At 57.6% G+C, this 22573-nt stretch carries 19 protein-coding genes; 11 read left to right on the top strand and 8 right to left on the bottom strand.

All coding sequences use genetic code 11. The annotated features are described in order from the left end of the window. The first annotated feature begins 411 nt into the window (after positions 1 to 411). The 5 genes from GOV88_RS15115 to GOV88_RS15095 all read left to right on the top strand — a co-directional run bounded on the left by GOV88_RS15115 (position 412) and on the right by GOV88_RS15095 (position 5637). A complete protein-coding gene (locus GOV88_RS15115; protein ID WP_171123757.1) occupies positions 412 to 1758 on the top strand; it encodes a substrate-binding protein in 1347 nt (448 codons plus the stop codon). 105 nt (positions 1759 to 1863) lie between these two features. Further along, positions 1864 to 2895: a branched-chain amino acid ABC transporter permease gene (locus GOV88_RS15110; protein ID WP_171240952.1), complete on the top strand. Its 1032-nt coding sequence runs from the start codon at positions 1864 to 1866 to the stop codon at positions 2893 to 2895. Positions 2896 to 2898: 3 nt separating this feature from the next. Then, positions 2899 to 4104 carry a branched-chain amino acid ABC transporter permease gene (locus tag GOV88_RS15105; protein ID WP_171123753.1) on the top strand — a complete coding sequence of 402 codons (1206 nt, stop codon included), beginning with the start codon at positions 2899 to 2901 and terminating at the stop codon, positions 4102 to 4104. Positions 4105 to 4116: 12 nt separating this feature from the next. After that, positions 4117 to 4872: an ABC transporter ATP-binding protein gene (locus GOV88_RS15100; protein ID WP_171123751.1), complete on the top strand. Its 756-nt coding sequence runs from the start codon at positions 4117 to 4119 to the stop codon at positions 4870 to 4872. Positions 4873 to 4881: 9 nt separating this feature from the next. Continuing rightward, positions 4882 to 5637, top strand: a complete 756-nt coding sequence (locus tag GOV88_RS15095; protein ID WP_171123749.1) for an ABC transporter ATP-binding protein — start codon at positions 4882 to 4884, stop codon at positions 5635 to 5637. A gap of 269 nt (positions 5638 to 5906) precedes the next feature. On the opposite strand, the gene gph is transcribed toward GOV88_RS15095, so the two are convergent. Next, on the bottom strand, positions 5907 to 6584 hold the full coding sequence (gene gph / locus GOV88_RS15090) for a phosphoglycolate phosphatase (RefSeq protein ID WP_171240951.1): 678 nt from the start codon (positions 6582 to 6584) through the stop codon (positions 5907 to 5909). A 220-nt stretch (positions 6585 to 6804) separates the two neighbouring features. Between gph and hemP the strand changes: the two genes are divergently transcribed. Next, positions 6805 to 6972, top strand: coding sequence for a hemin uptake protein HemP (gene hemP / locus GOV88_RS15085; protein ID WP_171126255.1), 168 nt, complete (start codon positions 6805 to 6807; stop codon positions 6970 to 6972). Further along, positions 6969 to 7445 (top strand): hypothetical protein, encoded by a 477-nt coding sequence (locus GOV88_RS15080; RefSeq protein WP_171240950.1) that lies wholly within the window; start codon positions 6969 to 6971, stop codon positions 7443 to 7445. The genes hemP and GOV88_RS15080 overlap by 4 nt, the downstream gene beginning before the upstream one ends. Before the next feature lie 52 nt (positions 7446 to 7497). Here GOV88_RS15080 and GOV88_RS15075 read toward each other — a convergent pair whose 3' ends face one another. From GOV88_RS15075 to GOV88_RS15050, 6 genes are all read right to left on the bottom strand, one after another. Continuing rightward, positions 7498 to 10563, bottom strand: a complete 3066-nt coding sequence (locus GOV88_RS15075) for an aminotransferase class III-fold pyridoxal phosphate-dependent enzyme (protein ID WP_171240949.1) — start codon at positions 10561 to 10563, stop codon at positions 7498 to 7500. A gap of 105 nt (positions 10564 to 10668) precedes the next feature. Further along, on the bottom strand, positions 10669 to 11541 hold the full coding sequence (locus GOV88_RS15070) for an NAD(P)-dependent oxidoreductase (RefSeq protein ID WP_171240948.1): 873 nt from the start codon (positions 11539 to 11541) through the stop codon (positions 10669 to 10671). A gap of 77 nt (positions 11542 to 11618) precedes the next feature. Further along, positions 11619 to 12008, bottom strand: a complete 390-nt coding sequence (gene cueR, locus GOV88_RS15065) for a Cu(I)-responsive transcriptional regulator (RefSeq protein ID WP_171123737.1) — start codon at positions 12006 to 12008, stop codon at positions 11619 to 11621. Then, positions 12005 to 14479, bottom strand: coding sequence for a heavy metal translocating P-type ATPase (locus GOV88_RS15060; RefSeq protein WP_171240947.1), 2475 nt, complete (start codon positions 14477 to 14479; stop codon positions 12005 to 12007). The genes cueR and GOV88_RS15060 overlap by 4 nt, the downstream gene beginning before the upstream one ends. A 327-nt stretch (positions 14480 to 14806) precedes the next feature. After that, positions 14807 to 15427, bottom strand: a complete 621-nt coding sequence (locus tag GOV88_RS15055) for a pyridoxamine 5'-phosphate oxidase family protein (protein WP_171240946.1) — start codon at positions 15425 to 15427, stop codon at positions 14807 to 14809. 12 nt (positions 15428 to 15439) lie between these two features. Then, positions 15440 to 15904, bottom strand: a complete 465-nt coding sequence (locus GOV88_RS15050; RefSeq protein WP_171240945.1) for a nuclear transport factor 2 family protein — start codon at positions 15902 to 15904, stop codon at positions 15440 to 15442. 306 nt (positions 15905 to 16210) lie between these two features. Between GOV88_RS15050 and GOV88_RS15045 the strand changes: the two genes are divergently transcribed. After that, complete coding sequence (locus tag GOV88_RS15045; protein ID WP_171240944.1) at positions 16211 to 16777, top strand: TetR/AcrR family transcriptional regulator; 567 nt, start codon at positions 16211 to 16213, stop codon at positions 16775 to 16777. A gap of 113 nt (positions 16778 to 16890) precedes the next feature. Continuing rightward, positions 16891 to 18048 (top strand): acyl-CoA dehydrogenase family protein, encoded by a 1158-nt coding sequence (locus GOV88_RS15040; protein ID WP_171240943.1) that lies wholly within the window; start codon positions 16891 to 16893, stop codon positions 18046 to 18048. Between the two features lie 136 nt (positions 18049 to 18184). Here the strand turns inward: GOV88_RS15040 and GOV88_RS15035 are convergent, their stop codons facing one another. Next, complete coding sequence (locus GOV88_RS15035) at positions 18185 to 19099, bottom strand: LysR substrate-binding domain-containing protein (protein WP_171240942.1); 915 nt, start codon at positions 19097 to 19099, stop codon at positions 18185 to 18187. A gap of 237 nt (positions 19100 to 19336) precedes the next feature. On the opposite strand from GOV88_RS15035, the gene GOV88_RS15030 reads away from it, so the two are divergent. Then, a complete protein-coding gene (locus GOV88_RS15030) occupies positions 19337 to 21529 on the top strand; it encodes a dehydrogenase E1 component subunit alpha/beta (RefSeq protein WP_171240941.1) in 2193 nt (730 codons plus the stop codon). Beyond that, positions 21526 to 22560, top strand: coding sequence for an ACP S-malonyltransferase (locus GOV88_RS15025; protein ID WP_171240940.1), 1035 nt, complete (start codon positions 21526 to 21528; stop codon positions 22558 to 22560). The genes GOV88_RS15030 and GOV88_RS15025 overlap by 4 nt, the downstream gene beginning before the upstream one ends. The last annotated feature ends 13 nt before the right edge of the window (positions 22561 to 22573 follow it).

Here is a 22573-nt window from a genome sequence, read left to right as displayed (position 1 = left end):
CAGAAGAGTCTTTGAGTCGGGTTGATGGCCGTCGACTGCCATATCAGAGCGATGTTACGCGTGTGGGTTTATGCGAGGCATTCGGCCTGCAAGTATCAACCTGGTACTTCGTGGAGGGGTATTTCAGTAAGTATGGACTCATGGTTTGCAGAAATATCGGGATGGGCCTGAATGCCGAGGGTGAGCATTTTTACTATTTAATTGAATGAAAATAGAGCCTAACGATCACTGGTATCAAAACAGTTACAAAACATTCTCGTTTCTGTGTATTTGTTTACATAAGATTCCTTCGAAATTAATGGGTTGTTGTGAATTTTTCAGAAGCGCCACCATACTTACTGCACGCAGAAATGCGATTTCGTCCGATGGAAGAGGAGCCAGAGGGCGGAAAATGGGAAATGGGAGGAATTAATGACCAATAAATCTGTCACACGCCGCGGCGTGCTGAAGTCCGGTGCCGTTGCGGGAACCGGTCTGGCCCTGCCTACGATCTTTACCGCTTCGTCGGCTGCTGCCTACACCAACGAACCGACAGGGTCCTCTGTCACTTTGGGATTCAACGTCCCACAAACAGGTCCTTACGCCGAAGAAGGTAATGACGAGTTGCTCGCGCAGCAACTGGCGGTTGAGCATCTGAACGGCGAAGGCGACGGAGGCTGTTTGAACACGTTTTCGTCCAAGGCCCTGAAGGGGAACGGTATCCTTGGCAAGAAGGTCGAGTTCGTCACCGGCGATACGCAGACCAAGTCGGACGCCGCACGCGCATCGGCCAAGTCGATGATCGAAAAAGACGGCGCGGTGATGATCAATGGCGGTTCGTCCTCGGGCGTGGCCGTTGCGGTTCAGGGCCTGTGCCAGGAAGCGGGCGTGATCTTTATGGCGGGTCTGACCCATGCCAATGACACCACCGGCAAGGACAAGAAGGCCAACGGCTTCCGCCACTTCTTCAACGCCTATATGTCAGGTGCAGCCCTTGCACCGGTGCTGGCGGCAGAGATGGGCAACGAGCGCCGCGCCTATCACCTGACGGCTGACTACAACTGGGGCTGGACCCAGGAAGAGTCGATCGTCGCTTCGACCGAAGCTCTGGGATGGGAAACGGTCAACACGGTGAAAACACCACTCGCGTCGACAGACTTCTCGTCCTATATCGCTCCGGTTCTGAACTCGGGCGCGGACGTGCTGGTTCTGAACCACTACGGCGGCAACATGGTGAACTCGCTGACCAACGCGATCCAGTTCGGCCTGCTCGACAAGGTTGCCAACGGCAAGGACTTCAAGATCGTCGTGCCGCTTTATTCCGAACTGATGGCCGCCGGTGCGGGCGAGAACATCAAGGGCGTTCTGGGTTCGATGAACTGGAACTGGCAGTTGCAGGATGAAGGCACCAAGGCCTTCGTGAAGTCCTTTGGCGAGAAGTATGGCAAACCGCCATCAAACTCGGCCCAGACTTGCTATGCGCAGACCCTGCTTTATGCGGATGCCTGTGAGCGTGCGGGGACCTTCAATCCCTGCGGTGTTGTCGAAGCTCTGGAAGATTTCGAGTTCGACGGCTTGGGCAACGGCCCGACCTGGTATCGCGGTGCCGACCACCAGTGCTTCAAAGACGTGCTGGTTGTGCGGGGTAATGAAAACCCGACCAACGCGTATGACACGCTGGAAATCGTTGAGATCACGCCACGTGCGCAGGTCGAATACGATCCCGAGCACCCAATGTTCGCCGGTGGCGAACTGGGTCAGTGCAACCCGGGCGCATAACCTGAGGTAATGGTCTGGCTGCCTGACGGCGGCCAGACATTTTCGGCAGGCATGATGGCCTGCTAAGCCACTCAATCTACGCTGACCAATCTCGAGGTGGGGCCAATGGACGCCATCCTATTGCAAATTCTGAACGGTCTGGACAAAGGGTCGGCCTATGCGCTTATCGCGCTGGGGCTGACGCTGATTTTCGGAACGCTAGGGGTTGTGAACTTTGCGCACGGGGCGCTGTTCATGATCGGGGCTTTCTGCGCCGTTACCCTGCAAAAGCTCATGAACCTGAGCTTCGTAACCCTTGACGAAACCCAGACCGATTTTCTGGGTAATCCGCTGAAAGTGGAAACCCCCTATGTTCAGGCGTGGTTCGGGCCCGAGGTCGGAGCGACCATCATCGACTGGTCCGTTCCCCTGGCGATCCTGTTTGCGATCCCGATCATGCTGTTGGTCGGATACTTGATGGAGCGTGGTCTGATCAAACATTTCTACAAGCGCCCTCATGCAGACCAGATCCTGGTGACCTTTGGCCTTGCCATTGTTCTGCAAGAGATCGTCAAGTATTTCTTCGGTGCCAACCCGATCCAGACCCCGCCACCTGACGCGCTGAGCGGTTCGGTTGATCTGGGCACCATGATCGGCTTCGATCCGAACGCGATCATCTACCCGATCTGGCGTCTGGTCTATTTCGGATTTGCCGTAGCCATAATTGGCGCTGTGTTCTCATTCCTGCAATTCACGACCTTTGGTATGGTCGTTCGGGCGGGCATGGCGGATCGCGAAACCGTGGGTTTGCTGGGCATCAATATTGACCGTCGCTTTACCATCATGTTCGGCATCGCCGCCGCGGTGGCAGGATTGGCTGGTGTGATGTACGGGCCGCTTAACCCGCCGAATTATCACATGGGTATGGATTTCCTTGTGCTCAGCTTCGTTGTGGTTGTTGTGGGCGGCATGGGATCGCTGCCCGGAGCGGTGCTGGCCGGGTTCCTGTTGGGCATTCTTGAAAGCTTTGCCTCGACTACTTGGGCCACGACCACGATACCGGGCATCAACCAGATCATCATCTACCTTGTCGCCATTATCGTGCTGCTGACGCGACCGCGCGGTCTGATGGGGCGCAAAGGCGTGATGGAGGAATAATCAATGTTGGGACTGAACAAAAAAGACACCAGCCTGCTGATCATCGTCGGCATCCTGACGCTGCTGGCCCCCTTCATCCTGAACCCATTCCCGTCGGACAGCGCCATGGCGCAGTTCAACGCGGGCTACCCTGACCTGATGCAGCGTTTTGTGATCTTTGGCATTTTTGCCATTGGCTTCAACATCCTGTTTGGCCTGACCGGGTATCTGTCCTTTGGCCACGCGGCCTTTCTGGGCGTGGGATCCTATTCGGCCGTTTGGATGTTCAAACTGCTCAGCTATAATGTCATTCCGGCCATCGCGCTGAGTGTCGTCGTCGCCGGGTTGTTCTCGCTTCTGATTGGCTTTGTCAGCCTGCGGCGTTCGGGTATCTACTTCTCGATCCTGACGTTGGCCTTTGCACAGATGAGCTTTGCTCTGGCCTATTCGGTGCTGTCGAACCCCAAGTTCAACCTGACCAATGGTGAAACCGGCCTTCAGGTCTATGCGGATGATCCGCAAATTCTGCAGGGCGCCAATGCGCCGGACCTGCCGCATTTGTTCGGCCTGCCCATGCGGGCGACCTATACGCTGGATGTGGGCGCCTGGAGCTTTGACTTCAACGCAGGTTACTACCTGTGTGCAATTGTCATGATGGTGGTGTTCTATCTGGCAATCCGCATCTTCCGTTCGCCCTTTGGCATGATGCTGCGGGCGGTAAAGTCAAACCAGCAGCGGATGAACTATACCGGTCTGAACTCCAAGCCATATACATTGGCGGCCTTTGTGATCTCGGGCATGTATGCTGGTCTGGCCGGTGGCCTGATGGCTGCGATGGACCCGCTGGCCGGGGCGGAACGGATGCAGTGGACAGCCTCGGGCGAGGTTGTTCTGATGACCATCCTTGGTGGTACCGGTACGCTGATCGGCCCGGTTCTGGGCGCGGGCTTCATCAAGTATTTCGAGAACATCTTCTCGAAGATCAACGACAACGTCCTGCACAGTTGGTTCGCTTTCCTGCCTGACGGTCTGGAAGACGCCGTTGTGTTCCTAATCCACCCTTTCATCGGAAAAGGCTGGCACCTGACCCTGGGTATCCTGTTCATGCTTGTCGTTATCTATCTGCCGGGTGGCCTTGTAGAAGGTGGGCAGCGCCTGATGAAATGGTTCAAGCGCAAAAAATCAGGCACCGACGATGCACCGTCGGGCAAGACTGAGCCAGCGGAATAAAGGAGGGCGATCATGGCAATTCTGCGAGTAAAAGACGTCAGTAAACGCTTTGGTGGCCTCAAGGCGCTGACGGATGTGAACCTGAACGTCGAGGAAAACTCGGTTCACGCCATCATCGGGCCAAACGGTGCGGGCAAGTCGACGCTGCTGAACTGTCTGGTGGGCAAGCTGATGCCGGATACCGGGTCGGTTCTGTTCGACAACAACTCGGTCCTGGGGCTTGAACCGTACCAGATCAATCAGATGGGCATCAGTCGCGTTTTCCAGACGCCCGAGATCTTTGGCGAATTGACGGTGATGGAGAACATGCTGATCCCGATCTTTGCCATGCGGGATGGTGCGTTTCGGATGCACGCCTATGAAACGATTGCCAATGAGAAGGACATCGTCGAACAGGCCGAAGCCATGCTGGAAGAGATGAACATGGCCGACAAACGCGAGATGCACGCCGCATCCTTGTCACGCGGAGATAAACGGCGGCTTGAGATCGGCATGTGCCTCAGCCAGAACCCGCGTCTGCTGCTGCTGGATGAACCCACGGCGGGCATGGCGCGGGCCGATACGAACAACACGATCGACCTGCTGAAACAGATCAAGGATGAACGCGATATCACCATCGCCATCATCGAACACGATATGCATGTGGTCTTCAGTCTGGCCGAGCGGATCACCGTTCTGGCGCAGGGGACGCCACTGGTCGAGGACACTCCGGAGAATATTCGCGGTAACCCCAAGGTCCGCGAAGCCTATCTGGGCGAGGCTGCGTAAGGAAAAGCTATGAACGAGAAACCTGACTTTTCAAAAAACGCGAATATGGCCACCACCGCGCCTGCCTTCCTGTCGGTGTGGGACATGCATTCCTACTATGGCGAAAGCTACATCGTGCAAGGTGTCAGCTTTAACGTGCATGAGGGCGAGATTTTGGCTCTGCTCGGCCGGAACGGAGCGGGCAAGACCTCGACCCTGCGCTCGATTGCACGGGTGGGTGAGCCTGACGTGCGCCATGGCGAAATCTGGCTGGATCATCAACCGCTGCACAACATGACCAGCTACGAAGCGGCGGCCGCGGGCCTGGGTCTGGTGCCCGAGGACCGGCGGATCATCCCCGGCCTCACGGTCGAGGAAAATCTGCAATTAGCCCAGATCGCGCCTCCGATCGGGTGGTCACTAGAGCGGCTTTACGAGTTGTTTCCCCGTCTGGGTGAGCGCCGCAAGCAAGAGGGCGTGACCCTGTCGGGTGGTGAGCAGCAGATGCTGTCGATCGCGCGGGCCCTGGCCCGCGACATCAAGGTATTGTTGCTGGACGAGCCTTACGAGGGGTTGGCTCCGGTGATCGTGGATGAGATCGAAAAGACGCTGGTCCACGTCAAACAGCAAGGCATGACAACGATCATCGTCGAACAGAACGCTGTGCGAGCGTTGGAACTGGCGGATCGAGCTATCATTCTGGATACGGGCAGCATCGTTTTTGACGGCACCGCCAGCGAGGTGCTTGAGAACTCCCAACTGCGCGAAGAGTATCTGGCCATCTGACACAGGCCGAACGGAAAAATTGTTCAGTTCTGTTATGGCGGGATGGGTTTTTCATTCCGCCATTTTTCTTTTGGCGAAACGGCTGCTTCTTACGAAATTTTCGCTTAAAAGTTTTGAACTAACAGGAGGTTAAAGGGGACTACGGGAAACCCCCTATATCTTGCCCCAGCGTAAGTGGTTAACACGGGCTTATCCAAGGAATAACCGCGGACATTACCACTTTTCCCCTGAGGGGCTGGCGACTTACCCCCTATGCTGGCCCCTCGCTTTCACGAGGTCGGTTGGCCCATCTCGTCCAGCACGTCAACTACAAGCGCGGCCAATTCACTGGCGTGGTCGTAGGCGCGCGAATGTGGAATTTCCGAAATTGGTGTTTTTCGATACCCTTCCGTAAACAACAGGAACGGCACCTTTGCCCGCTGCGCTGTTTCGGCGTCGACTTCACTGTCGCCGACATAAAGGCGCGGACCAGCGGATTTAACAGCATCAAAGCTTGCGTTCAAATGGGCAGGGTCCGGCTTGCGGACCAGCAGCGTATCTCCTCCGAACACGGTGTCAAAATGACGATCCAGCTTAAGTGCGCTTAGAATGTGTCGGGCAGGGGCCTCGGGTTTGTTGGTGCATACGCCAAGGACGCACCCCATTTCTTGCAGTTCTGCCAGGGCTTCGGCAACGCCGGGATAAGGAACGGTCCGGTCGCTGGAGGCCGCATTGTAGTATGCCAGCATTTTTTGCGTCAGGTCCGCGTGGTGCGCTAAGGGAAGACCGCAGTGCAGGATCACCCGTTCGACCAGTTTCGGAAGGCCGTTACCGACAAACTGTTTGATCGTGTCCTGTGGCAAGGGCGCTGTGTCGGTGTCCTGCAGCATCTTGTTCGCCGCGGCAGCGATGTCGGGGATGCTGTCGACAAGCGTGCCGTCAAGGTCGAACATGATTGTTGCGGTCATCGAAAAATCCCCCTTTTGATCGTCGCGAGACACCTATCTCCAACCGGAGCGCCTTGCAATTGAGGAAGGTCGATTAAGCATCCGATTATGCCTCTTGACATACCTGAGTAAATTTATCAGATTATCGGCAAGTCAGTCAGCAAACCCGGAACCGGGCCAGCCAGAAACTTGAATTGCGAACACAATCGGCCATGCGCCAAGATATTCTGGAGTTGCCCTAATGAATATGCAGACCCCAAACCCCGCTCAGTCCTACGCTGTGTCCATGTTGCCTTCGCACAAGGCCGAAGACCTGACCAAGGGAGGCAATCTTGCGCATATCGAACTGGGTGATCAGCTCTATACGTTGCGCATCACCCGCGCCGGTAAGTTGATCCTGACAAAATGAACAGTAAAACGTCGCGCGGCGGGGCACCCGTCGGTCGCCTGTCGGATCTAAGCCCGATCGAGGCCGGTGCCGTAATGTACCTGCGTTTATGGAGCGATGGCGGTCAGTCACGTGTGGATGCGGCCAGTGATCTTCAGATCGCGCTGGGCGCGGATATGGGACACGCGGCCATGATGACATTGGACAGGTTGTGTTCCCTATGCGCCCATCATGGACGTCGGCCCTTGATCCGGCATGGGCTGGGATGCTCGTGCCTGGGTGCTGATGAAAACTGTTTTGCCCAGATGATCGCATCGGCCTCCGAAGGCGCACGCGAGGATGCCATGATGATGGCATCGCTAATTGTGCGGGCGGATTTTGCCCCGGCTTTGGCTTCGCTATCCGAAGAACTGGGGCTGGCGCTGCGACGTATGACGTCAGCGGTCCCCATGCCGACGACTGGCCACCAACCCCCAGCGACCGTGCTGCACTAAGTGGCGGGCGCGTTAGACCCCGGCACGCTCCTCGCGCCGGGGTTTTTCTGGCTCAACAGCAGCCGCATCCGGCGTGGTGGTGATCATGGTCGCAGGCCGGGGCAGGGGCATAGTCACCCACCTCGGACAGCACATCGCGCAGCGTCCACAGGATCATGTCGACGTCATCCGCCTCGATCGTCAGGGGCGGGCGGATTTTCAGGATGTTGTCCTTGGGCCCTTCGCTGCCGATCAGGATGCGGTGATCGCGCATCCGGTTCTTGACGTATTTGCAGATCTCGGTGCCCTCGGACCCGTTGGGGTTGATCAATTCGACCCCCAGAAACAGGCCCATGCCCCGCACGTCGCCGACACAGGCAAAATCACCCTCAATCGCGCGCAGCCCGTTCATCAGCCGCGCGCCCATCACGCGGGCGTTGTCCTGCAACCCCTCATCATCGACGATGTCCAACACCTCTTTCCCGATCCGGCAGGACAAGGTTGATCCACCGAAGGTCGAGAAGAACTCGATCCCGTTGTCAAAGCTTTGCGCGATTTCCCTGGTCGTGACCAACACACCCAGAGGGTGCCCGTTGCCGATGGGTTTGCCCATGACCACAATATCGGGCAGCGCGCCCTGATGCTCGAAGCCAAAGTAATACTCACCCAGACGGCCCAGCCCGGTCTGCACCTCGTCGGCGATACACACCCCTCCGGCGGCGCGGATTTTTTCATAGACTGCGGGCAGATAACCCTTGGGCGGGATGATCTGACCCCCGACCGAAGGGAACGTCTCGGCGATGAAACCGGCAACGCCGTGCCCTTTGTCCTGCAAAGCGGCAATCGCAGGGTCCACTAAATCCGCGAACTTTGTAGCGCGGCCGGGATCGTCGCGCTTGAATGATCCGCGATAATCGTCGGCCACTTCGACCAGTTCGACCCAATCCGCCTGACCCACGCCGCCGGGCTTGTTGAACTTGTAGGCCGAGATCGCAACCGCCGCATTCGTATTGCCGTGATAACCGTGATCCGGCGTCACGATCCCCTTGGCCCCGGTATGCGCGCGCGCCAGCCGCAGGGCCAGTTCATTGGCCTCGGTGCCGGAATTGACGAAAAAACAGACCTCAAAGTGATCGGGCAGTTTCGACAGCACCTTGTCTGCAAAAGCGGTCTGTGCCGGGTGCAGATAGCGGGTGTTCGAGTTCATCCTCCGCAACTGATCCGCCGCCACCGCCTGAATTCGCGGATGTGCGTGGCCCACATGGGGGACGTTGTTATAGGCGTCCAGGTAAGGGCGCCCCCATTCATCGAACAGGTGGTGTTTCCACCCGCGCACCAGCATCACCGGGTCGTCATACGTCAGGCTGAGATTGCCGCCAAAGTGCTCGTGCCGCCCCTTCAGGATCGCCTGTTTGTCTGTCGGGCGATAGAACACCTTGTCATCGGGCAGGTTCAACAGGGCTGCGGGGTTCGGGCAAACCGCGTGCCACAGCTCCATCTCATCGGGATCACCAACACCTGGCCAATCATTCTGCATTCCGTCCGTGGTCATCGCCAGCTGGAAATGCACATGTGGGGACCAGCCGCCGTTCTGGCTGGCATCCCCCAGACGCGCGAATGCCGCGCCCTGAGCTACGGGATCACCAGGTTTCAGTCGCTCGCACACCTCGGGGTCCAGATGACCATAGAGCGTATAGAACGCATCCCCCTCGGGCGTTTCATGATGCAGGATCACCACACCGCCGTAGTCCAGATGGGCGTCACGGTTCTCGACCGCCTCAACACGTCCGCTTAACGGTGCGTGTAGCAAGGTGCCCACCGGGGCAAACACATCCACGGCCAGATGTACCGTTCGCCGATCTGACGCTTTCCACGGTCCCTTGCGGAATCCCGGCTCGGCATAGATCAGGCGCGGCTCGTTGTAATAACCCAGCCACGGGCCCTCACCATACTCCTCGCCCACGCGCGCGGCCTCGGCCAAAGGCATGTCGAAAGGATTCTGCGGCCAGACACAGTTTTCCACCGACAAAGACCCCATCAGCACATCGGTCAAGTCTTGCCTGAACATTGGGGCAAACTGTCCGCGATGCTCATGCAGATAGGTAAGGACATGCTCGGCGCCGTCGGTGACAGGCAGCCCGCAGGCCACACGCAACCGCGCAGACATCAGGCCACCATTCACCGCCTTGTTCTCCAGGAACCGCCACGCCGGGGCCTGACTGATCGTAACATACGGATCATCAGGGTTTTCAGCCGCCATCAAGGTCGAGTTCACAACCGATACCGCCAGCCGCATCCGTAACAAAGGCCAGATCAGGTCAACCTCTTCCGGACGCAAACGATTGGCCGCGTGATACCCGCGCACCAAAGCGGCCAGCGCATGTTCTGGTCTAGGGTGATCCAGAACGATATACGCCCCGGCAATCGCCAGATCGCACACGCGGGGGGCGGCACACATGTCGCCCAAATCTATCAGCCCGGATACGCTTTGGCGCTGACCCAGATCGCCTTCGACCAGAATGTTGTAATCATTGGCGTCGTTGTGGATCGCCTGTTTCGGCAACGTGGCAAGCGCAGCTGAGGTCGCTGTAAATTCGGTGCAAATCTCTGTCAAAAGCACCCGCTGCGCGGTGTCCGTAATCGCGTCCAACTTTTCCAAAATCCAGCCGGCCTGCGTCAGGTCCCACTTGAAGCTGGCCCGGTTCAACCCGCTATGCGAAAACCCTTCCAATGCGCGATCTGTTGCCCCCAATACGCGCCCCAGCCTGAGTATCAGGTCTTCGGATTTAGGCGCGGCCTTGGCGTAACATTGCCCCGGAAGGCGTTCCAGCAGCCACGCTAGACGCGGCGCACCTTCCTGATCTTCAATTTGTGGCAGTACCACACCTTCAAGATCTTGTATCACCTTCGGAAAGGGCAATCCCGGCGCAACGTGCGCGATGTGATCCAAAGCTTTGACCTGAAGGTCCACGAGTTCCTGCTCACATCCGGCGCGCATGACTTTGAGCACATAGTCCTGACCATTTGTCGCCTGCGCCAGAAAGTTAAGGTCGTATTCGCCATCCAAACGGGTCAGTCGCGCATCCAGACCCCAATGCTGGCGCAATGCGCCTGTCCAGAAACCAATCAAGTCGCTCATTCGAATTCCTGTCCCGCGTTCAGCGGGGTCCTCTTCATCTGGCCCTAAATATCCTCGGGGGTGAATTGGGCCGCGGCCCAAGAGGGGGCAGACAGCCCCCTTGCTTCATCCCAACGCGCGCAAACGCTTGATCAGGGACGAGGTGTCCCAGCGCCCGCCGCCCAGTTTCTGCACATCCTTGTAGAACTGATCAACCAGAGCCGTCACAGGCAGAGACGCACCTGTTTCATCTGCGGTGCTCAGGCAGATGCCCAAATCCTTGCGCATCCAGTCAACAGCGAAGCCGTGATCGAAATGGTCGTCCAGCATGGTCTCGTACCTATTCGCCATCTGCCAGCTTCCTGCCGCGCCCTGGCTGATCACCTCAACCACCGACCGGCCGTCCAGCCCGGCTTTTTCGGCAAAATGCAACGCTTCACTAAGGCCCTGAACCAAACCAGCGATGGCGATTTGGTTGCACATCTTCGTCATCTGCCCCGCGCCGCTGTCGCCGATCCGACGGCAGATTTTGGAATAGACCTGCATGATCGGCTCTACCGTGTCATAGGCCAGCTGGTCGCCGCCGCACATGATTGACAAGACCCCGTTTTCGGCCCCCGCCTGCCCGCCCGAGATCGGGGCATCGACAAAGGCGATCCCACGGGTTTTGCCCGCCTCGTACAACTCGCGCGTCACCTTGGCAGAAACAGTTGTGTGGTCGACAAAAATCGCACCGTCAGACATCCCGTGAAACGCGCCATCTTCGCCGGTGCACACCATGCGCAAGTCGTCGTCATTTCCGACGCAGGACATGACGAACTCAGCACCTTCGGCTGCCTCATGCGGTGTCGCGGCCATTGCACCGCCATGCTGGGCAACCCATGCTTCGGCCTTGGCTTGCGTTCGGTTGTAGACGGTTACGTCGTGACCTGCGGCCTGCAGATGGCCGGCCATTGGGTAGCCCATGACACCCAATCCAAGGAATGCGACTTTTGCCATTTGGTGATCCTCTCTCATGCCCGGTTGGGTCGTTCAGCAGAGACAAACCAAAGCTGCGTGCAAAGGGCAACCCCGTGTTATGCTTTGCCTCCCAAATCTTGCAGGATTGGACAGTCGGGCCGATCATCACCCGCACATGCGTCAATCAGGTGTCCCAACGTATCGCGCATGGCGTTCAGGTCAGCGATCTTGGCCTCGACCTGGGCCAGATGCGCGCGCGCGACCTTCTTGACGTCGGAACTGGCGCGGGTGTCGTCTTCGTATAGGGCCATCAATGTGCGGCAGTCTTCGATCGTAAAGCCCAATGCACGGGCGCGGCCCAGAAAATTCAGCTTGTGTATGTCCTGACTGCGGAACCGGCGGTACCCGTTGTCATCGCGCAGGGGTTTGACCAGTCCGATGTCTTCGTAATAGCGGATCGTCTTTGCGGGTAACCCGGTCTGGGTCGAAACATCACCGATATTCATGGTGCCACCGTTTGCTGAGTTTCTGTGTGCTCTCTTTCAGGCAAAGTGGCCCGGACCCGGCGCAGGCGCAGCGCATTTGTGACTACGAAAACACTGGAAAGCGCCATTGCTCCGGCGGCCAAGGCTGGGGACAGCAATGGCCCGCCAAAGGGAAAAAGCACGCCTGCCGCAACCGGTATCAGCAAGACGTTATATCCAAACGCCCAGCCCAGGTTCTGCCGGATGTTCCGCATGGTGCGGCGGCTGATATCCATCGCGTTCGCCACACCGCGCAGATCACCTGACATGAGCACCACATCCGCCGTTTCAATGGCCACGTCGGTTCCAGTACCAATCGCAATACCAATATCCGCTGCTGCAAGCGCCGGGGCGTCATTGATGCCATCCCCGACAAAAGCCAGCGATCCAAACTGGTCGCGCAGGTCATTGATCGCGGCCAGTTTGCCGTCCGGCAATACCTCGGACGTCACGTGATCAATACCAAGTTTCCGGGCAAGCGACTGCGCCGTGCCGCTATTGTCCCCGGTGACCATCGCCAGAGTCAGCCCCATCGCATGTAGCCTGCCAAGGGCCTCAGCAGTGCCGGGTTTGAGCGGGTCTGAAACTGCAATCATTGCGGCGGCCTTGCTGTCGACAGCCAGGAACAAGGGGGTTGCGCCCTCGGCCGCGCGCTGGTCGGCGTCCTGTTTCAACTCTGACACATCCACGTTGTACTGCCGCATTAGCCTGAGCGACCCGATGATAATCTCTTGCCCGTCAACCAAGGCCCGAGCTCCCAAGCCTGTCAGTGACTGGAAGTCCGACGCATCGGGCGGCACCGCAGGCCCTGCGCGCGTGATCGCAGTTGCAATCGGGTGTTCGGATCGGGATTCAACCGATGCCGCAAGCCGTAAGGCTTGATCGTTGTCGAACCCGTTGGCCGTCACGATAGTTTCAAGTTCAGGGCGTCCCTGTGTCAGTGTCCCGGTCTTGTCCAACGCAACGACCTTGGCTTGCTGAAGCTGTTGCAGAGCATCGCCCTTGCGAAACAGAACACCCAATTCGGCTGCGCGGCCCGTGCCCACCATGATCGACGTCGGTGTTGCCAGCCCCATGGCGCAGGGGCACGCAATGATCAGAACCGAAACACCTGCGACCAAGGCCATCGGCAAGGCGGGCGCAGGCCCAAACATCAACCAAGCCGCAATCGTTAGTGCTGCAACACCGATAACCGCTGGCACGAACCACGCGGTGATACGGTCGACCAGCCCCTGTATAGGTAATTTTGCACCTTGCGCCTGTTCAACCATCCGAATGACTTGTGCTAGAACAGTATCGGCACCAACGCGCGCTGCCCTTACCCGGAGCGCCCCAGTGCCGTTGATGGTGCCAGCCACGACCTGATCCGCCTTGGATTTTCCAACAGGGATCGGCTCACCCGTAATCATGCTTTCATCCACGAAGGACGTGCCTTCCAGAACTTCGGCGTCCACCGGAACACGCTCACCTGGTCTGATCTGAAGGATATCGCCCACCACAATCTCCGAGATCGGGCGGTCGATCATTGTGCCGTCCCGTTCCACCCTGGCCGATTTGGGTTGCAGGCCGATCAGCTTCTGGATCGCAGCACCAGTGCGCCCCTTTGCGCGTGCCTCCATCGCGCGACCCAGAAGGATCAGGACGACGATGACGGATGCCGCTTCGAAATAGACATTGGCGCTGCCTTCCGGCAAGGCGCCCGGCGCAAAAGTCGCGACAACCGAATACAAATAGGCCGCCCCGGTTCCCATGGCGACCAGCGCGTTCATGTCCGGGGACCTGCGCAGCAAGGAAGGGATGCCTTTCGCGTAAAAGACCCGACCCGGTCCAAGCAGAAGAAGAGTGGTCAGGCCAAACTGAATAAGGTGGCTTGTCTGAGTTCCAATCGTGGCGTGAACCAAATGATGAAAGGCTGGGATCATGTGCCCGCCCATTTCCAGCACAAAAACGGGCAGCGCCAGCATTGCGGCAAACAGTGTGGCGCGAGTCAGCGAATTGGCTTCCTGCGCCTTGCTGTGGTTTGCTTCACCGTCCTCTTGCGCGACACGGGCTGGATAACCCGCTTTGGTACAGAGGTCCGCCAGCGCCTGTGCGGTGGTTGCCCCGTCCACATACGTCGCCGTCGCAGTTTCAGTCGCAAGATTGACCTGCGCTTCAACGACGGCTGGATCACCTGACAAAAGCCCTTCGATCTTGCGCACGCATGAGGCGCAGCTCATGCCGGAAACATTCAGCGTCGTATGAGCAATAGCAGTGGGATAGCCCGCCTGATCCAGCGCGTGTGTCAGCGACTCAACTGGCCCGGAAAATGAGACCTGTGCGGTTTCGGTAGCAAAATTGACCGCGGCCGATGTGACGCCCGGAACGTCATCCAGAGCAGCCTCAACGCGACCAACGCAGGACGCACACCCCATTCCGGTGATTTTCAATTGAATTTTCTGCGGTGTAGTCATCCGACTCATCCCGAAGTGCTTTTCACCCTCTAAATGAGGGTTCCAGTCACGGGAAGGTCAAGGGGGTGCGAGTGGATATATGTGTATTTTGAAGAAGAATTAAGCCCCATCTGCCTTATCGCTTCGCGAGATGCTCCAGCAACAAAGAGTTGTAGGTAGCCGGAGGAGAAGAACGCACCGCTTCGGGAGATGCAAAAAAGCCTAGCATCAGAACTCCGGTCGACAGGGTACAGCCAATCAGGCAAATAAAAGCGAAATTCAACGTGGAACGCGGCATGAACTGCTTCCTTGCTTACAGAACATAATCAGGACTTCCGGCAAGCCGTTTCAGGATCGGCTTGCCAGTTGCTGTTTCAGTTTCTCGTTTTTGGCCTGAAGCTGCGCCAGTTGTTGACCAAGCGTGTTCAGGTGGGGGCGCAGTTCCGCCTCGGTAAAACGTGGTGTGATGTGGCGCGGGCAATTCCAATCCAGCCCCTCGACCCGAATAATGACGGCGCGTTCTGCCACAGCATCGGCTTCATCGGGAAACAGGCTGGCTGCGGCGGCTTCGCCTTCGGTGAACGCGACCCGCCCCAGAATCTTCAATCGGCGCTGGTTTGCATAATCCATCAGGATCATGGCCACCCGGTCGTTGCCGTCCAGATTCCCACGAGAAATATACTGCTTGTTGCCGGAAAAGTCGGCGTATCCAATCGTTGTCGGGCCAAACACTTTCAGAAATCCGGCAGGCCCACCGCGATACTGAACATAAGGCCAGCCGGTCTCGGACACCGTGGATTGATAGAACCCATCCCGGGCTTCGATAAACGCTTTTTCTGCGGGGCCAATCTCATGACCTTGCTGGGGGCCGCCCTCAAGAAACTTGGCATAGGTCTTGGCAGAACCCATACGTTCCTGATGGGCGCGAACGGCAGGCGTGAACATCAGTTCGGAAAATGCACGGGGCATGGGCTGTCCTTTCTACAGGCCGAGATCTGACAGGCCGGGGTGATCATCAGGCCGGGGGCCGCTGGGCCAGTGAAACAGCCGGTCTTCTTCCGAAATCGGCACATCATTCAATGACGCATGACGTTTAGCCATCCGGCCATCAGTAGCAAATTCCCAGTTCTCGTTCCCGTATGAGCAGAACCACTGACCGCTGTCATCGTGCCATTCATACGCATAGCGCACGGCAATCCGGCTGTCTGAATGTGCCCAAAGTTCTTTGATCAATCGGTAATCCAGTTCTTTCCGCCACTTTCGCGTCAGAAAGGCGTGGATTTCTGCATGGCCGGTAATGAACTCGGCGCGATTACGCCATTGACTGTCTTCGGTGTAGGCGGGCGTGACGACATCCGGATCGCGGCTGTTCCAGCCGTTTTCAGCCATCCGAATCTTTTGAATGGCGGTTTCCTGCGTGAACGGGGGAAGAGGGGGGCGTGTCATTCTGGTTCCTTTCAGGTCAATGAGGCCGCAAGCAATGCGATGGTCAGAAGAATGGGGACATACTGAGGTGAGAAGGGGCTGGCACGGCGTCTCATCTGGAAGCTCCAAAGGTTTACTGATCGGTACATGTTGTAATTGAAGGTGTACAGATCGGTAATGTTTGTCAAGTGTCACGTCGATATTTTTCTTGGGGCTGTATTGTAAGGTTCTTGTGTTATTTGAGATATTCCCCCGCAGATTTGGAAAGAGGTTGTAGTTTTCAGATCAAAATAATATGTACAGATCAGTCAAGGATTGAGCTAATAAATGCGCCCAAACAAACGAGATGAACTGGTCCGCAAGGCCCTGCAGGTCTTTTACCAAGACGGATTCCACGCCACGGGTATGGATAAACTGGTGGTGGAAACTGGCGTGTCCAAGACCTCGATGTACAAGCATTTCCGAACCAAAGAGGAATTGATCCTTGCTGCGCTGCGTTTGCGGGACGAGAACTTTAGAAACTGGTTTCTGCGTCGCATAGAAGAACTTGCCGACACGCCGGCTGATCAGTTGATCGCCAGTTTCGACGCCTTGGGCGAATGGTTCGAAGAGGATGGATTTCGCGGCTGCATGTTCATCAAGGCCGGTGCAGAGTTTCAGGACAAGACGCATCCGATCCATGTTCAGGCGGCCGAACATAAACGCCTGCTGTTGGAGTATTTCACCGATCTTGCACGCAGGGCAGGCGCGTCTGCCCCTGAGGCACTTGCCTGTCAGATTCTATTGCTGAAAGAAGGGGCCATCGTAACGGCGGTTCTGCTCAAATCCTGCGACCCGGCCCGCGAAGCCAAGGCCGCCGCAAAGGTTCTTCTGGAAGCGGCGTTGCTGAGTTAGTTTCGGCCTGTTCGAATTCCTGAAATGACGTTGCGTTGTGTGTCTCTGCACGCATTGGATCGTTTGTCGGTGCAGATTACGGTGCGCAAAATTTGTTTTTGGGAGGACGCTCTATGTCTCTGTTTTCTGCTACATCCGCTTGGGCGACAGAAGAACACAAGATGTTCGCTGAAATGGCGAGCCGATTTATGGCAGATGAACTGGTGCCGAATATCGAACGGTGGAACGACAACGGTGTTGTTAACCGGGAATTCTGGCGCAAGGCCGGGGATATGGGGCTGATGGCGGGTGCCATCCCCGAGGAATACGGCGGCGTTGGCGGCGACATTGGGTTTGACGCGATCACGATGTATGCGCAAACCTCACATGGGGACGCAGGTTGGGGGTATGGAATTCAGTCCATCGTGACCCACTATATTACTGCCTACGGAAGCGATGAGCAGAAACAAAAGTGGCTGCCCAAGCTGGCCTCTGGCGAAATGGTTGGCGCATTGGCGATGACCGAACCTGGGGCGGGATCTGACGTTCAGTCCATCCGTACAACCGCAGAAAAGGACGGGAACTGCTATCGCCTGAATGGCTCTAAGATTTTCATCACCAATGGGCAATCTGCCGACCTTATTCTGGTTGCGGCGAAAACCGACAAGTCCGAGGGCTCCAAGGGAGTTTCACTGGTCGCCGTCGAAACAGATGGCGCCGAAGGGTTTCGCAAAGGGCGCAACCTGAAAAAACTGGGTATGAAAGGCAACGATACGGCCGAGCTGTTCTTTGAAGACGTGAAGGTTCCGATGACGAACCTGATCGGGCCCGAAGAAGGGCAGGGTTTCTACCAGATGATGAAACAACTGCCGTGGGAACGTCTGACGATCGCTATCATCGCGCTGGGGTCTATTGATTACGCAATCGCCGAAACGGTGAAATACACGCAGGAACGCAAAGCCTTTGGGCAGCGTGTCATGGATTTCCAGAACACCCGCTTCAAGCTAGCCGAGTGCAAGACCAAGGCCGAAATTCTGCGCAGCTTTGTGAGCGATTGTATTGCCAAGTTGGAGGCAGGAACTTTGGACGCTGCGACGGCGTCCATGGCCAAATATTGGGGGTCCGAGGCGCAAAACGAAGTCATGCATGAATGCCTTCAGCTTTTCGGTGGTTACGGGTTCATGATGGAGTATCCCATTGCCCGCCTTTACACGGACGCGCGGGTTCAGATGATTTACGGTGGCACCAACGAGATTATGAAGGAATTGATCGCCCGTTCGCTGGATACCTAGATCGAAAGAGGCTTTCCCGCCCGTCGTCGATGTTTCTGTCGAAACACCTCCTCCCGTTGGGCATGGCAGGTGCGGGCCTTGCCCGCACCTGCCGCGCGCGTTGCCAACTGGCAGTTAAGTTGAAGGCGGCGCTGGCTTAGTCCGCGTCAGAGCTGTCGGTATCTGAAACCGCAACCTGATCTTGCAGCCAGAGCCGGAATGACTTGAGCGGCTCAGGCTCTGCTCTGGATTGCGGCCAAACAAGGTAGAAATCGCCCAGACTGAAACCCGGACCGTCCCAGGCAAGGGCCAGTCGTCCAGACTTTAGGTCATCATCAACCAAATAGCTGGGCAGCAATGCAACGCCCAGCCCATGAATGGTTGCCTGGCACATTGTCGAGAACTGGTCAAACAGCATTCCCTGAATGCCCGAAACCTCGTGCCCTTGAACGGCGAACCATTTCTCCCACGCGTCGGGGCGCGTTTCCAATTGCAGAAGGGGCGCTTTCAGCAACCACTCGATGTTGCCGTTCTGGTCGGGTAGCAGCGCGGGCGCGCAGACCGGCAGGACGTCTTCTCGCATGATGGGAAGGTAGTTGACGCCGGTCCAGTCTTTGCGGCCGAAATGGATTGCGGCGTCAAAGCGTTCCCTGTCAAAATCAAAGGGGCGCAGGCGTGTATTCAGGTTCACCGTGACCTCGGGGTGCTTGCGGGCAAAGTCCTGAAGGCGTGGCGCCAACCAGTGCATTCCGAACGCGGGCAGTATCGAAAAGTTCAGGGATCCGCCGGTCGGGTTGGCCTTTAGTTTCAACGAAGCCTGCGCCAACTGATGCAAGGTCGCGCGGGCCACCTGAACATATTCCTGTGCCGCAGGCGTCAAGTGAAGCCGCATATGACTGCGTTGGATGAGGTCGACGCCCAACTGTTCTTCCAAAGTCTTGAGCTGCCGACTGATTGCGCTTTGGGTCAGGGACAGTTCTTCGGCAGCGGCCGAGGCGCTTCCCAAACGATCCACGGCCTCAAGCGCCAGCAGCGAGGGGATCGAGGGCAGAAACCGACGAGGCGCAATCATATGATATTTCCTCATACCTTTTGAATGGAATATCACTGGCCTTTCGTGTGCGCCAGTCCGATACAGAGATCTGGGTTCACTTGTGGCGAAGGTGCCTTGGGGCCGGGCCGGATGGGATGTGTTGGCGGTGCAAGGTGCAACGGCGACTTTCCGTTGCCAAAACCGTGTGAAGCCTGTGACAAAGAGAGTATCCCATCGTGGATGCTGCTGCGAAACAGTTTTTGAATGAGGCCGCTGATGGATCGCGCTCAGATCGTTCACGACAATTTTCTGAACCGGGTCGCACAGGGGGATCTGCCAGACGGCCCATTGCCTTGCCCGGGGTTGAACAAGACAGACGCGGTTTCCCTGTTTCGGTCGCAGGTGCTTAGTCGGGCGTTGGACCGGACCAGCCGTGCGATGCAGAAGGCGGGGCAGGGGTTCTATACCATCGGCTCCTCGGGGCACGAAGGGATGGCTGCGGTGGCTCATGCATTGCGCCCGACCGATATCGCGTTCCTGCATTACCGCGATGCGGCGTTTCAAATTGCGCGGTCCGAGCAAGTGCCGGGTCAGCAGATAGCGTGGGACATGTTGCTAAGCTTTGCCTGCTCGAAAGAAGAGCCGACATCGGGAGGGCGGCATAAGGTCTTGGGGTCCAAGGCGCTGATGATCCCGCCGCAGACGTCTACGATTGCCAGCCACCTGCCCAAGGCGGTTGGCGCGGCCTATTCATTGGGCGCGGCACGGCGTCACGATCCCGAACACCGGGAACTGCCTGAAGATGGAATAGCGATGTGTTCCTTTGGTGATGCGTCGGCCAACCATTCGACAGCTCAGGGCGCGATCAACACGGCGGGTTGGACCAGTGTTCAGTCAACGCCGTTGCCTCTTTTGTTTGTGTGCGAGGATAACGGGATCGGCATTTCGGTGAAGACGCCCACCGGTTGGATTCAGGCGTCCATGCAGCACCGACCGGGGATAAAGTACTTCCAAGCCAACGGTTTGGACATTTTTGAAACTTTTGCCGTGGCTAAAGAAGCTGCTGACTACGTCCGAACCCGGCGCAAGCCAGCGTTTCTGCATCTGCGCACTGTGCGCCTTTATGGTCATGCCGGGGCGGACGTGCCCACGACCTATTTGACAAAGTCCGAAGTTGAAGCGGATGAAGCGAATGATCCTCTACTGCATTCGGTGCGACTGTTGGGTCAGGCAGGCGCGCTGACGCCCGATCAGGCGCTGAAGATTTACAATGACACCTGCGCCCGAACTGAGCGTATCGCAGCCGAGGCCGCTTCGCGCCCGCACCTGGCCGACGCGGCTGAGGTCATGGCAAGCCTGATTCCCCCAACACGTGCCTGCAAGCCCACCAATGGCCCAAGCGCCGAGGCACGCACGCGCGCGTTTGGAAGCGATCTACGCGCGATGGACGATCCCCAACCCATGAGCCGACTGATTAACTGGGCACTGACCGATTTGATGCTGGAGCATGGCGAGATTGTCTGTATGGGCGAAGATGTCGGTCGCAAGGGCGGCGTCTATGGCGTGACGCAAAAGCTGCAACAACGGTTCGGGCCGGATCGGGTTATTGATACGCTGTTGGACGAGCAATCAATTCTGGGGCTGGCAATCGGCATGGGGCATAACGGGTTCATCCCGATCCCCGAAATCCAGTTCCTCGCCTATCTTCACAATGCCGAAGACCAGATCAGGGGCGAGGCGGCAACCCTACCGTTTTTCTCGAACGGCCAGTTCTCGAACCCGATGGTTCTGCGGATTGCGGGTCTGGGGTATCAGAAAGGGTTCGGGGGGCATTTCCACAACGACAACTCTCTGGCCGTATTGCGCGATATTCCCGGGGTGATTATCGCCTGCCCTTCGACAGGATCGGACGCTGCGCAGATGCTGCGTGAATGCGTGCGGCTGGCGCGGGAAGAACAACGTGTTGTGGTGTTTCTGGAACCTATCGCGCTGTATCCCATGCGCGATCTGCACGAAGCTCAGGATGCCGGGTGGATGACGACCTATCCCTCGCCGGATCAACGCATCGCGATTGGAGAGGTCGGGGTGCACGGTGACGGGACCGATCTGGCGATCGTCACCTATGGCAACGGGCACTACCTGTCGCAAAAGGCGCTGCCTGCTTTGCGGGCGGCTGGGCTAAAGCCTCGTGTCATTGATATGCGCTGGCTTGCGCCACTACCGGCAGAAGCGCTGCGCGCGGCGACCAAGGGATGCAAACATATCCTGATCATGGATGAATGCCGCCGGACCGGAAGCCAGTCCGAGGCGTTGATGGCCTTTTTTGCCGAAAACAGCGCCGATACCCCTGTCGCACGGGTCGTTGCTGAGGACTGCTTTATCGCGACCGGCCCCGCCTATGCCGCGCCTTTACCGTCAGAAGAAAGCATCGTTGAAGCTGCGCTCAAGCTGACCGGAGGCCGATCATGACCCGCACCGCAGTTGTCATCTGCCCCGGGCGGGGCACTTATAATAAGCCTGAGTTGGGATATTTGCATCGCCACCACGCAGACCGCATGGACATGCTCCACCGGTTTGACGATCTTCGTGCTGAGGCCGGACAAGAGCGGGTAACTGATCTGGACGGCGCGGGGCGCTTTTCGGTCAGCAAATACTCGCGGGGGGATGTCGCCTCGCCTTTGATCTATGCGGCATCCTTATCGGATGCCTTGGATCTGGCTGACGATATCGAGGTGGTCGCTGTCACCGGGAACTCGATGGGGTGGTATATCGCCCTGGCCGTGGCGGGTGCGTTGTCGCCCGAGAACGGGTTCCGCGTCGTGAACACCATGGGGACGTTGATGCAGGATCACCTGATTGGCGGGCAGCTTGTCTATCCCTTTACGGATGAGACATGGAAAAACGATCCGGTCCGCAAGGCGGAGTTGCTGGCCGATGTCGCGCGGATCAATGCGATCGACGGTCATGATCTGGCATTGTCGATCGACTTGGGGGGTATGCTTGTGCTGGCGGGCAATGAGGTGGGGCTGAAGGCCTTTGAAACCTCTCAGCCTGTTGTCCAAAATCAGTTCCCAATGCGACTGGCGAACCACGCCGCATTCCATACACCTCTGCAAGCGCCAGTCGCCGCTAAGGGGCGGTCGCGCCTAGGGGTTGAACTTTTCAGCCAACCGACCCGGCCCCTTATCGACGGGCGGGGCAAGGTTTGGTGGCCGGGCGCTACGTATACGCAGGAACTTTGGGATTATACGTTGGGGCATCAGGTGACGGAGGCCTACGACTTCACCCGTTCCGTACAGACGGCGGCCCGCGAATTCGCACCTGACCTTTTCATAGTCACCGGTCCCGGCGCAACGCTGAGCGGTGCTGTTGCGCAATCACTGGTGCAGGCGAATTGGCGTGGGATGAAGGACAAGGCCGCGTTTCAGGAACGGCAGGACACGCAACCGGTCCTTCTTGCCATGGGGCGCGAGGACCAAAGGGCCCTTGCAACCGGCTGATGCAAGCTGGATG

It is taken from the genome of Ruegeria sp. HKCCA5491, from assembly GCF_013034565.1.
Classification (GTDB): Bacteria; Pseudomonadota; Alphaproteobacteria; order Rhodobacterales; family Rhodobacteraceae; genus Ruegeria.
This window is presented reverse-complemented; position numbering and strand designations above follow the sequence as displayed.